Below are 12,726 nucleotides of genomic sequence, written 5' to 3' on the forward strand. Positions count from 1 at the left end.
GCGGACGCGCTTGCGGAGCTGGTCGCGAATCTGCCCGCCGATGCCCGCGGCGGCCGCCGGCACCGGCCTCACACTCGCCGATCCAAGTGCCGATCCAAGTGCGGGTGCGGGTGCGGGTGCGTGTGCATGGCGCTGGCGCCGGACGGCATCACGCTGCCGCTGAAGTAGTGACCTGGCATCGATGGTCAGGCTGCCTGGCCGTAGCCGTCCGCGCCGGGGCCGTCGCCGCGCAGCGGGCTGAAGTCGACGTCCAGGTGCGGGTCGTACGCCTCGGGCTCAAGGCCGAGTTCGTGGGTGGAGTACTCGCCGAAGCGGCGGATGTGCTCGGTCAGGTACGGCGAGATGTGGGCCAGGTCCTCGGGGTCGACGACGTGGCCCTCCTCCTGGAGCTGGCGCACGAGCTCGGCGATGTCCAGGGCGTTGTGGAAGATCACCGCGTTCGTGAGCAGAGCGTTGAATTTCGCGGTCTTCTCCTGCTCGACGGGGTCGTTGTCGGTGATGACGCCACCGTTGCCGAAGCCGATCCACTGGGAGAAGCCGTTGAACGCCTCGACCTTGTTCGTGGCCGCGGTGACCCGCCGGCGCAGTGGGGCATCCGAGAGATAGCGCAGCAGCTGGACGGTACGGATCACACGGCCGACCTCACGGAAGGCGGTGTAGGTGGCGTTCTTGCGTGAGCCCGCGCGCAGGCGACGCAGCAGCAGCGTGGAGGAGATGGCGCCCTCGCGTACGGAGATCGCCACCCGCATCAGGTGCCGGAACTGGGACTCGATCAGGTCGAAGTCGATGACGTTGCGGCCCGGCTCGCCGAACAGGGCATCGATGTGCACGTACTCCGTCTGCTTCGTGGGCCGGTAGAAGGTCAGTTCCTTCCAGTTCCGGATCCTGGGCATCAGGTCGAAGCCCAGCAGGTGGGCGAGCGCAAAGACAGGGAAGCTCTGGCCCTGCGTATCCGCGTGCACCGTGGTCGGCTTCACCTCGGAGGTGTTCTTCAGCAGACCCTCGATGATGTAGACGGCCTCCCACACCCCGCACGGGATGAAGTGCGTGAACAGCGCGATGTACGTGTCCGAGATGTGGTGGTAGGCGATGCCGCCCGGCTTGCCGTACCGCACCGAGGTCTCGGACAGCAGGTTGTTGAGGTAGGTGTCCATGTGGGTACCGTCCGCAGCGACCGCGGAGCCGTCGCCCCACGCCTGGGAGATGTCCAGGCGTGCGTGCGCGTTGACCAGGTCGGCGATCGCCTCGTTCAGCGTCGGGATGGAGAAGTGCCGCGGCCAGCGACAGCTCGTGTCCGGTGACGCCGGGGATGTGGCGGGCGGCCTCGTAGGGGCCCATGTTGGTGCCCTTCACGAACGTGGTGATCACGTACCTGCCGAAAGGGTCCCTCAGCTTCGGCTCGTTGCCGGACGCCGGGCCGAAGCGGCGCCACCACTCCACCCAGTACGCGGTGCGGGAGATGATCCCGATTAGCGAGCGCTCCGGCAGCCTCGCCTTGATCTCCTGCTCCAGCACCCTGGCCGAGGCCCGCTGCCCCTCGGAGCGGTGCGCCTTGAGCGAGGGGATACCGGTCTCCGGGTCGATGACCAGACCCTCGTTGTCCGGGTACCCGGCATCCGTCGCCGCGGCGGCCGCGGTGAGCTTGTCCTCCAGCTGCCGGCGGAACGACACGGCGTCGTACGGCACCGCGTCGCCGGGCTCGGCGAGCCCGACGTCCGCCAGGTAGTCGCCCAGCTTCGCCTCGACGTCCTCCCAGAGGAGCAGCTGCTCGCTCCAGTCGGCGTACTCCTCCGACCCGGCCACCGCGACGTCGCCGGTGCGCAGTTCCTCAGCGAGCGCCGTGAAGACCATCGCCTCGAAGTGCTTGCGCACGAAGACGCCAGGCCGGTTCTTGTCGCGTACGGCCTTCTGCCAGTTCAGCGTGGCGAAGGAGATGTCGACCGGGCGGCCGTCCTCGTGCCGCTCCGGGATGTAGTCGCGGGAGGTCTTGTACCGGCGGGCGTGCGCGAGCACGTCCAGGACGCGGTTGTCCTCGGAGGTGGCCCGCAGCTCCAGGCGGCTGGTCAGGTCGTACATCGTGGAGCGGTCCTTGAGCAGGTGCCCGTACAGCAGCACCTCCCAGTAGTTGCCGTGGTGCGCGGCGACCTTCTCGATCTGCTCGTACTGGCCTTCGAACCCGCCGAAGTCGTCCACCGCCGCCGCGGGCACTCCCAAGGCGCCGGACTGCACGCGCAGGGCCTTCGCCATCGTGTGCAGGGCGGGCCCGAACCCTTCGCCGAGCCGCGCGGCGACGGCGTCGGCCTCCGCGTCCTGGTCGAGTTCCCCGACCGCCGCCAGGATCTCGGCCGTCATGACGGCCGCCTTCTCCCGGGCGGCCTGGACGGGACTGTCGGCGTCGATGTGCTGGAGCACGGTGCGGTAGTTCCCGATCAACGCCTCAACGATGGCCTGCTGTCGCTCCCGGATGCTCTCCAGCTCCGCCTTGGCCCGCTTGACCTGCAACGCGACCCGCTTGCAGAACATCGTGGTCAGGTCGTCGCGGGCCCGCATCCGCGCCTTGTGCGCCAGGCACACCAGCAGCGCGATCCGCTTCACCAGGTTGTAGTCCCGCAGCCCCGGTGCGTCCGTGGCGTCCGCCTCACCGGCGAAGTCGGTGATCTTCCCTGAGGCGACGCCGGCCAGCCACACCCCGGTCTCGCCGAGCTCGTCCACCCACCCGAGGTGTTCGGCCTGGGCGCGGAAGTGCGACCACGTCGGGGCCTTCGCCGACTGCTTCAGCCTGTTGTACTTCGTGGTGCCGGACTCGTCCTTCTCCGACAGCAGGGCCAGCAGCCGCTGACGGTGGGACTCGCTGAGCTGGTCGTAGATGCCCATGCAGATCGAGGCGTTCACCTCGGTGCGGACCTTCGCCGCGAGCGCGTCCAGCGTGGTGAAGCCCGGGAGCTCCAGTCCGGCTTCGACGACCTTCTCCAACGCGATGTTGATCAGGTCCGCCGGGCGGTTCTTCGAGACCGCCTCACTCCGCATCACGACCTCGGCGATCTTCCGGGCCTTCGCCTTGTCGTACGACAGACCCGTCCGCTGCCGTACGGCGGTCCGCTGTCGTTCCGCCGTACGGTTCACCGCCCTCGGCACCGTGCCTTCCGGCAGGTCGACTGCGCGGCGGACGAAGTCGACGACCTTATCGGGGATCTCGTCCAGCTTCGGGAAACACCCCATGCGCTGATACGACTTCAGCGCGAGCAGTTGGGGCAGCAGATGCTCGTCACAATCGGCACGGGCAGCAGCCCACTCGACCTAGTCACGGCTCGGCGCGAAGAACAGGTGCAGCTCATGCGCGGTGATCAGCCGCTTGAACCGCGGATACGCGGTCCTCTCGATCGAGGTCACAACCCACCCCGCCCCGGACCAAATCCAACGTCACCACCAATGACGCTGAGCCGAACGGGTGACGGGCGGACCCGCTCAGGAGGCCAAGATCATTCCGTGGCGGGTTTCTGGCGTATCTGGGTCATGCCCCAGCCGGGACATCGCACTCGTCAGCAGCGCGGGCAGCAACATCCCCGTACCGAGGCAGTTGATCACCGCTCCGCCGACCAGCAGCGCCGCGTCGCCCGCCAGGAACATCACCCCGAACCCGACCGCGCAGACCGCGAGGACGGCGGGCAGCATCGGGTCGGGGGCGCGCTTCAGCCGGGCGAAGGCGACCGCCCCGCCCACGGTGGCCGCACTGGCGATCGCGGTGGCCAGGCCGATCACACCGGAGTTCTCCACTCCGAGGTCGTCGAGCAGGTACGACATCTCCACCGGGACCGTGTAGAAGACCATCGCCCCGAAGAAGGTGAGGGCGCAGATGCCGGACAACTGCCGCCAGGGGAAGACGCGGCGAACGGCCGGGCTCGCCGCATCGGCCCTGTCGGCCACGTCGGCGGTGTCAGCCACTTGGTCGTGTCGGCCACGTCGGCCGGAGGGGCCGCCGGGTTGGGCAGGGCGGAGGCCATCAGCGGGGTGAGGAGCAGACTCACGGCGTAGATCCAGAAGGGCACCCGCCAGCCCGCCGCGCCCACGGCGCCACCGAGCACGAAGAAGACGGTGGCCGACGCGGAGGCGCACATCGTCTGCAGGGCGAGGTACTTCACCCGCCGTTGACCGCTGTAGTAGTCGGCGATCAGCGTGGTGCAGCAGGTCATGATCGCGGCCTCGGCGACACCGACCAGGGCCCGGCCGGCGATGGTCGCGCCGAGCGAGTCCAACCACAGTGGCGCCGTGCCGAACACGGCGTACAGGACGGTCGCGACGATCAGCAGCCGCTTGCGGCCCAGCCGGTCCACGACCACCCCGGCGAACGGGGCCAGCAGCGCCAGCGACAGCGCCGGTACGGTCAGCGCGAGAGGGACGAGCGCTTTGGCGCCGGGCGTCGAGGCGAAGTGGTCCTGCATCTTCGGCAGCACCGGCGCGATCAGTACGGCCCCCAGGATCGGCAGGCAGCTGCCCGCCATCAGCAGCGTCACACGCAGCAGATGGGCGGGGCCCGACACGGCGACGCCCGACGCGGTGGCATCGTCGAGCGCTGGGGCGGGCGGGGTCGGGGACACGGCACCGGGCATGGGGGACTCCAGGGGACGGCGAGCGGGAGCGGGCATGCCTCTCACAGGCGCCGACGACGCACGGCATGCCGGTGGACGACCCCACGGCGAACACCCGTGGGCGCCCCCACGCCGGCGGCTGGTCCGGACAGCGGCGTGCGGGTCGGGACGACTATGGGCCGCCTGTCTCCCCGCCGCCATCCTCCGAGCGATCGGAATCCCGGATCCCGGCCATCCATGGCGTGGATGGAGGCGTGGGTGAGCAACTCACGGGAGGCGGTGACGACGGCCTGGGTCTGGCAACCCACACCCATGGGTCGGGATCCGCGTACAGCCCGCCCAGGCGGTGTCCCGCACGAGGGCCGCACCCGACCCGTCAGCCGCCTCGGCCACCCGACGTACGGCCTCGTCGTACGGCCCCTCCACCTCGCCCCGCCGCGGCACCCCGACGTCCCGGTCACCGACACGGCCCACTCGATGGCCGACCACCCCTGGGCGGGACCGGAAGGCGCAGCCGCCCGGCACTGGGCCATGCCCCTGTGCCCCTGTGCCCCTGTGCCGCTGGGCGGCCTCCGCCTGACAGCGGCGCGCCGGGCCCGGACAACCCGGGCCCGGCAGCACAGCCGACCTGTACGACCCCCGGAGAACCGGGGGGTCAGCCTCTCCTCATCGGAGTCACCAATCCTTCTCCTTGTCGTGCTTGGGCTTGCTCGGCAGGCTGGGCTTGGAGGGAAGACTGGGCTTGGACGGGAGCTCCGGCTTGCTGGGGATGCTGGGCTTGGAGGGGAGCTCTGGCTTGCTGGGGATGCTGGGCTTGGACGGGAGCTCCGGCTTGCTGGGAATAGCCGGCTTCGAGGGAAGCTCGGGCTTGGTGGGGATCGCCGGCTTGGAGGGAAGCTCCGGCTTGCTTGGGATTGCGGGCTTGCTGGGGATGGCGGGCTTGGAGGGAAGCTCGGGCTTGGTGGGGATGGCCGGCTTGGAGGGAAGCTCCGGCTTGCTTGGGATTGCGGGCTTGCTGGGGATGGCGGGCTTGGAGGGAAGCTCGGGCTTGGCGGGGATGGCGGGCTTCGAGGGGAGATCCGGCTTGGTGGGGATGGCCGGCTTCGAGGGAAGTTGCGGCTTGGCCGGGATCGCAGGCTTCGCGGGGAGCGCGGGCTTCGACGGCAGTTCCGGCTTCGACGGAAGCGCCGGCTTGGAGGGAAGTTCCGGCTTCGCGGGGATCGCCGGCTTGGAGGGGAGCTCAGGCTTCGAAGGCAGTGCGGGCTTTGCCGGCAGCGCAGGCTTCGCGGGGAGTTCGGGCTTGGCGGGGATCGCCGGCTTCGCGGGGAGCGCGGGCTTCTCCGGGAGTGCGGGCTTTGCCGGCAGCGCGGGCTTGGCGGGCAGCGCCGGCTTGGCCGGGAGTTCCGGCTTCGCGGGGAGCGCGGGCTTCTCCGGGAGCGCGGGCTTTGCCGGCAGCGCGGGCTTGGCGGGCAGCGCCGGCTTGGCCGGGAGTTCCGGCTTCGCGGGCAGCGCGGGCTTCGCCGGGAGCACAGGCTTCTCCGGCAACGCGGGCTTGACCGGGTAAGCGGGCTTGGCGGGGATCGCGGGCTTTGCCGGGAGTTGCGGCTTGGCGGGGATCGCGGGCTTTGCTGGGAGCTCCGGCTTCGCGGGGAGAGCCGGTTTGACCGGCTTCGCCGGGTAGTCGGGCTTGGCCGGGAGTACTGGCTTCGCCGGGAGCTCCGGCTTCGCGGGCAGCGCGGGCTTGACCGGATGTGCGGGCTTCTCCGGAAGCGCAGGCTTCGCGGGGATCGCGGGCTTGACCGGCTTGGCCGGGTAGTCGGGCTTGGCCGGGTGCGCTGGCTTGGCCGGGTAGTCCGGCTTGACCGGATGCGCGGGCTTGGCCGGCATCTCAGGCTTCGCCGGGTGCGCGGGCTTGTCAGGGTGGACCGGGTAGGCCGGCTTACCCGGGTGGGCGGGCTTGGCAGGCTTGGCCGGGTAAGCGGGCTTGCCCGGATGGGCAGGCTTGCCGGGCTTGGCCGGGTGGTCAGGCGTCGCGGGCTTGCCCGGGTGAGCGGGCTTCGCGGGGTTGCCCGGGTGTCCCGGCTTTTCCGGATGTGCCGGTTGGGCGGGCTTGGCCGGATGCGGGGGCGGGGTGGTGTGGTTCTGCGCGCCGGCGGTGCCCGCGCTCGTCAGCGCGGCTGCGGCCAGCGCGGCGGCCAGTGCGGCCGGCGTCAGAACAGATCGCCATCTCGGCGATGTTGTCATTTTCTCCACTCTCCTCGACTTGGTTCAGGGCCTCGTGACGGCTGGTCAGCACCAAGAGCCGGACAGTGGATGAGTACGAAATCGGCTGATATGAATAACCTTTTGACGGCCATATGCCACCGGATGGGGTATCGCTCGGGGCTGTTGATTGGCCCGGCTGGTGGCAGGGGTGAACGCCCCGGCAGCCGTCAGAAACCGTCGGGGCACCCGCCTGAGTCACCACTCCTCGGCCGTCGGCCCCCGGACTGTCGGGCCGGTTTCGATACCTGCACGCCAATGAGCAATTAACTGGCTTGGGATCCCACCGGCTCGCCTCCTCGCCACGCCCCTCCAGAGCCGAGTGGAACTCCCTCGGCCGGCCACCCGTTGACGTAGCGAAGATCCACAGACGTTTCAAACGTTCAGACGTGTCAGTCGTGTCAGATGTGTCAGCCGTGCCAGACGGTCAACGGATCCTTGAGCCACTTGGAGTGTCATGACCAGCCCTCCGTCCCGACGCACCGCGTTACGCGGCCTCGCCGTCACCGGAGCCGCCGTCATCGGCTTCGACCCGTTCACCCGGACCTGGGCGGCAGCCGCCCCCGCGGCCGACGCGTCCCGGCTCACGGGCGTGCCCGACCTCGACGGAACACTCCTCACCGACACCGCGTCTCGCACGGCCGTCGCCGACGACTACGGCCACATCGTGCACCGCACCCCGGCCGCGGTGCTCAGACCGGGTTCCGTGCGAGACGTCGTCGCCATGGTCCGGTTCTGCAACGCCCACGGGATCGAGGTCGCCCCACGGGGGCAGGGCCACGCCACCCAGGGACAGGGGCAGATCGACGGCGGCCTGGTCGTCGAGACGACGCCGCTCGCGTCCATCGGCGCGGTGGACACCGGCAGTTCGACCGTCACCGTCGGAGCGGGCGCCAAGTGGAGCGACGTCGCCAGGGCCACTCTCGCGCACGGCCTGACGCCGCCCGTCTTCACCGACTATCTCGAACTCTCCGTCGGCGGCACGCTGTCCGTCGGCGGCTTCGGCGGCCAGGCCCACCGGCACGGCGCCCAGGTCGACAATGTCGCGGCGCTCGAAGTCGTCACCGGGGCAGGGGAGTTGCTGCACTGCGACGCCACCAGACGCCCCGACCTGTTCCACGCGGTGCGCGCCGGACTCGGCCAGTGCGCGATCATCGTCGGCGCCACGCTGCGCCTGGTCGCGGCCCCGGAGACCGTACGCCACTACCTCCTGCCGTACGCCGACCTGCGGACGTACGTGGACGACCAGCGGCGCCTCGCCGAGGACGAGCGCTTCGACTACCTGGAGGGCCAGGTCACCGCCGACGACTCCGGCGTCTACCGGGGCGGCGTCATCGAGGCCGTCGCCTACGGCCCGCCCGTCGGCGAGGCCCCCGACGACAAGGCTCTCCTGCGCGGGCTGCGCCACGACCCGCAGGGCGTGCAGATCACCGACCTGCCGTACTACGACTTCCTGGACCGCATCGCGCCCGCCGTGGCGGAGCTGAAGGAGTCGGGCCTGTGGTACTGGGCGCATCCCTGGCTCAACCTCCTGCTCCCCGGCGCCCGTACGGCCGACATCACCCGCGAGATCCTGGCCTCGCTCACCCCCGACGACGTCGGCCCCGGCCTCGTCCTCCTCTACCCGGTACGCCGCGAACGGCTCACCGCCCCCTTCCTCCGCGTCCCGGACGACCCCGTCCCCTATCTCTTCGCCATCCTGCGCGCGACCCCACCCGACGACCGCCCGACGATCGACCGCCTCCTCAAGGCCAACCGCTCGGCGTACGACATCGCCTACGCGTCCGGCGGCCGTCGCTACCCGGTCGGCTCGGTCCCCTTCACCGAGCGCGACTGGCATCGCCACTTCGGCCCCGTATGGCCGGCCCTGGCCGCGGCCCGCCGACGCCATGACCCGAAGGGGGTGCTGGGCGCGGGCCAGGGCATCTTCCACGGGTGACGGCGTCGACGGGCTCTCGACGACCGGCCTCACCGGTCCGCTGTCGTGGCGTCCTCCACTTCGGGCAGATCCCGCGCCGCGATACGGCTCAGGTGGCGTGCGAACACGGTCGGGGCCTCGGGGTTCATGCGGGTCAACGCGACCATGGCGGTGACGACGACGTCGCAGATCTCGGACTCGACGTCCTCCCAGGTGTGCGAGTGGCCCTTGCGCGGGTTCTGCCCCATCGCCCCGATCACGGCCTCGGCGACCTCGCCGGCCTCCTCCTGAATCTTGAGCAGCTGCAGGAGGATGCGCTGGTCGCGAGGGAGCGTGGAATGGTCCTCGAAGCGGGCCGCGAGCCGGGTGATCGTCTGCCATGTCGGATCAGTCATGTGCGTCTCGATTCTGTTCGATTCCGTGTCGAAGTGCTGGGGCGTCACCGATCCTTGGCCAGGGCGACGAGTTCCGCGAACAAGCCACCCCCGGCGGCGAGTTCGTCGTACGTGCCCTGTTCGGTGACCCGGCCTTTGTCCATGACCAGGATGCGGTCGGCGAGCCTGGTGTTTTCGAGCTGGTGGGTGACGACGATCGTCATACGCTCGGCGGCGATCCGTTTGATCTGCAGGAAGATGGCGTGTTCCCCGCGGGCGTCCATCTGCGAGGTCGGCTCGTCCAGGATCAGCAGCGGCGTCCGCCGGTAGAGCGCGCGACCGCACGCCAGGCGTTGCCACTGCCCGCCCGACAACTCGGCCCCGCCCCACAGTTCCTTGGCGAGGAGGGTGTCGAGCTGTCGGGGCAGGGTCTCGATCGCCTCGCGCATCCCGACGGCGTCCACGACGTCCCACACCGGCGCGTCGTCGTGGGTCCGCGGCTGGCCGAGGGTGATGTTCTCGCGGGCGCGCAGGGGCCAGCGGGCGAAGTTCTGCGGGACGAGTGCCGTGCGTTTCCACACGGCGTCGGGATCGGCCTGGGCCAGGTCGACGTCGTCCCACAGGACACGTCCCTTGTCGGCGAGCAGGATGCCGGTGATGAGTTTGGTCAGGGTCGACTTGCCGGAGCCGTTCTCGCCGACGACGGCCAGGATCTCGCCGCGCCGCAGGGTGAGCGACACGCCCGCGACGGCCGGTTCCGCCTTGCCGGGGTACCGGTACACGACCTCGTCGAGACGGATCTCGTCCACGCGTTCCGCAATCGTCAACTCCCCTCGCTGTGGCGCGCGTTCGGCGGCCATGTCCAGGAAGGCGCGCATGTCGGCCAGGTAGAGCGAGGTGTGGAACATCGCGGCCCCGTGGATGACGAACTGGGAGAGCGCGGCCAGGGTGGTCTGGACGGCGACCACGGCGGTGGCGGCGACGGGCAGGGCGATACGGCCGGTGGCTGCCAGCCAGGCGAGGGTGGCCCAGGTGCACAGCAGGAAGATCCCGCCCAGGGCACTGGTGGCCAGGACGATGCGGAGCATGCGCGGGGCGGCGGTCAGGGTGCGCCGGTCGATCCGGTCGGACAGGGCGCGGTACCAGTAGGCGAGGTAGCCGGTCAGGCCGTTGGCGCGGACCTCGTCACCGTATCCGGAATAGGTGGCCCACCAGCGCATCATGGAGCGGACGTTGCGGTCGCCGAGGTTGAGGTAATGGGTCTCGTAGTCGACGCGCGCGGACAGCACGGCCCCGGCGCCGGCCGGGAGCACGGCCAGCAGAAGCAGGGGCAGCATCAGCGGGTGCAGCGCCGTGATGACACCGCCGGCGGCGATCATGCGGATCAGGGCGGACATGAACCGCTGGGCCTCCTGCACCATCGTCCGGGTCCGGATGGTTCCGACCTCGGCGGCCTCCTGCCGGTCGGTGAACCCGTCCTCGCCGTACGCGGACGACTCCACGCGGCACACGGCGGTCACGAGCGCGATGTCCGCCTCGGTCATCAGCAGCGGAGTGATCCGCCCGTCGGCGTACGAGGACAGCGCGCCGCTGACACGGCCGACGGCCGCAGCCGCCGTCACCACGATCAGGGCGGGAAGCGCGGCGTGCAGACGTTCGGAGACGGTGCCGCTGCCGAGGACGTGGGTCATCGCCTGTGCGGTGAACGCCAGGACGACAGCGGCGGCGACGCCGGTCAGCACCTGGCAGACCAGGAGCAGCACGGCGCCGGTCCGGTCGACGGCCCACGCCATCCGCGCCGTGTGCCCGAGCACGGCGGGCAGGCGTCGGCACATGGTGCCGAAACTGGCGTCCGCCAGCGGGTTCTTGCCGAACTTGGCCTCCAGGGTGATGGTGGCCGGAGGTGGAGGGGGAGGAGTCTCCGCGCTTTCGGTCGAGGCGTCAGTAACAGTCACCTGCATCCCTCCTCGGGGTAGGTGCCGCACCTGGATGGCTCGGCGTGCACGGCTAACGACGCGACACCGGAATCGAACACGCTCGATTCCGGACGCGCGCGATCCCAGCCCCGCCAAGGGCACGAACACGTGGACACCGAGTTGAGGCCGCCGCCCGGGCAGTGCGGGTTGGCCGAAACGCCGACGCCTGAAACGCCTGTGGCGAATGAGGTCTACCGGAGCCGCGGGACCGGCGGGCCCTGCGCGAGGACTCCGAGCGCGTCGTCGGACTCGGCGTCGAAGCGGACCGCGCCGCGCAGGTCGAGGAGGTCGCTCACCACGACCTCGGTGGTGAACGGTGCCCCTGTGCCGCAGGAGGGCGGTCGACACCGGGGCGCGCCCCACATCGCCGCCTACCGAGCGGGAAAGACCGTCATCGACATCTGCAACCTGACCCCACCGCTCGGCGTGACAACGCCGCTACGCATCAGTTGACGCTCGGGGTCACCGGCGGGCGTCGTAGCTGTCGCGGGCCGCAAGTACCTCGGTGATGTGCTCCTCGGCCCAGCGGCCCAGCGGCCCAGCGCCTGGCGGGGAGCATGCAAGGAAATAGGACGACTGGTTACTGATGGTGGGTGTAGGGCTCCGGTCAGCGGACGGCCTTCCCTCCAACGGCGGCCCTGCTGCTCTCGTCCAGGGAGCGCCCGGCGGCCCGCAGCGTCGGTCGTTCGGGTTGGCCCGACGTGCGCACAGGCGAGGCCCGCCGCCTACTCCCCGGCCACCCGGGAGCGGTGGACGTGCCGCAGGGTGAGGAGTTCGGCGACGGCCTCCAGCCAGCGGGCGGCCTCTTCGTCGCCGTCGATCCCGTCGGCGGCGGTGGCCGCGGACTCCAGCCACGCACACACCATGGACGCCGCCTGGTCGCCCGGCACCGGCTCGCGCAGCTCGGCCGCGTACCGGACACCCCCGCCGCGTACCACCTTGGCGAGGAAGGCCACCGCCCGCGGCTGGATCCCGAGCCGGTCAAGGAGGACGGCGGCGCCCACCGCGCCGTCGCCGAAGAGGGCGGTGCGGTGCGGTCCGGCGAAGGAGAGGCCGTAGCGCAGCATCGCCGGGATGTCCGACTGTGCCAGCTCGTCGTCGGTCCGGCCGGGCGGCGAGGTCTGCGGCGCGGAGGTCATGGCTTCCTCACGGTGACGGTGTAGGTGTGGATGGTGGCGCGGTACTTCTTCTGGGGGGTGGGGCTGCCGCTCGGGACCGGGGACGGGGTAATGGGACCGCCGGCATCGCCGCCGCCGTCGCAGGCACCGCGCGGGCACTGGATGAGCCGGATCTTCGTCGTGCCCGGCCCGACGGCCTTGAAGTCGAAGAAGTCCGTTCCGCTCCCACTGCCGTCGACGTCGTCGTCGGCCTCGATCTTCTCCCGCTTGTCCGTGTTGCGGACGACGTCAGCGTCGGGCTCCGGCACGGTCAGATACCACCACTCCCCCATCGCGGTGGCGACAGGAACGGACAGCGTGAACTCCTCCCCCACGTCCACCTGTATGTGCTTCTCGTCCAGCTCATAGGTGTCCGGCCCGGTGAGGCCGCAGCCCGCGAGCACGGTCATCAGCAGGGCGGGAACGGCGAGTCGGCGCGGCGCGCGGGTCATG

At 70.5% G+C, this 12,726-nt stretch carries 7 protein-coding genes and 2 pseudogenes; 1 reads left to right on the forward strand and 8 read right to left on the reverse strand.

What is annotated here, in order from left to right:
• Positions 1–185: 185 nt before the first annotated feature.
• The 4 genes and pseudogenes from POF73_RS13800 to POF73_RS13820 form a co-directional block, all read right to left on the reverse strand.
• Positions 186–1,262 (reverse strand): transposase, encoded by a 1,077-nt coding sequence (locus POF73_RS13800; protein ID WP_334313603.1) that lies wholly within the window; start codon positions 1,260–1,262, stop codon positions 186–188.
• 25 nt (positions 1,263–1,287) lie between these two features.
• Positions 1,288–3,258 (reverse strand): annotated as a pseudogene (locus POF73_RS13805) (DUF4158 domain-containing protein); the annotation flags it as partial.
• A gap of 255 nt (positions 3,259–3,513) precedes the next feature.
• Positions 3,514–4,607, reverse strand: a pseudogene (locus tag POF73_RS13815) (MFS transporter); the annotation flags it as partial.
• Between the two features lie 654 nt (positions 4,608–5,261).
• Positions 5,262–6,830, reverse strand: coding sequence for a hypothetical protein (locus POF73_RS13820; protein ID WP_272114996.1), 1,569 nt, complete (start codon positions 6,828–6,830; stop codon positions 5,262–5,264).
• Between the two features lie 475 nt (positions 6,831–7,305).
• Here POF73_RS13820 and POF73_RS13825 point away from each other — a divergent pair, with 475 nt between their 5' ends.
• On the forward strand, positions 7,306–8,787 hold the full coding sequence (locus POF73_RS13825) for an FAD-binding protein (RefSeq protein ID WP_272114997.1): 1,482 nt from the start codon (positions 7,306–7,308) through the stop codon (positions 8,785–8,787).
• A 29-nt stretch (positions 8,788–8,816) separates the two neighbouring features.
• Here POF73_RS13825 and POF73_RS13830 read toward each other — a convergent pair whose 3' ends face one another.
• From POF73_RS13830 to POF73_RS13845, 4 genes are all read right to left on the reverse strand, one after another.
• Positions 8,817–9,161, reverse strand: coding sequence for a MazG-like family protein (locus POF73_RS13830; protein WP_272114998.1), 345 nt, complete (start codon positions 9,159–9,161; stop codon positions 8,817–8,819).
• Between the two features lie 44 nt (positions 9,162–9,205).
• Complete coding sequence (locus tag POF73_RS13835; protein WP_272114999.1) at positions 9,206–11,101, reverse strand: ATP-binding cassette domain-containing protein; 1,896 nt, start codon at positions 11,099–11,101, stop codon at positions 9,206–9,208.
• Positions 11,102–11,841: 740 nt separating this feature from the next.
• Complete coding sequence (locus tag POF73_RS13840; protein ID WP_272115000.1) at positions 11,842–12,255, reverse strand: hypothetical protein; 414 nt, start codon at positions 12,253–12,255, stop codon at positions 11,842–11,844.
• A complete protein-coding gene (locus POF73_RS13845; protein WP_272115001.1) occupies positions 12,252–12,725 on the reverse strand; it encodes a protease inhibitor I42 family protein in 474 nt (157 codons plus the stop codon). The genes POF73_RS13840 and POF73_RS13845 overlap by 4 nt, the downstream gene beginning before the upstream one ends.
• Position 12,726: the final 1 nt, after the last annotated feature.

It is taken from the genome of Streptomyces sp. HD, from assembly GCF_028369295.1.
Taxonomy (GTDB): domain Bacteria; phylum Actinomycetota; class Actinomycetes; order Streptomycetales; family Streptomycetaceae; genus Streptomyces.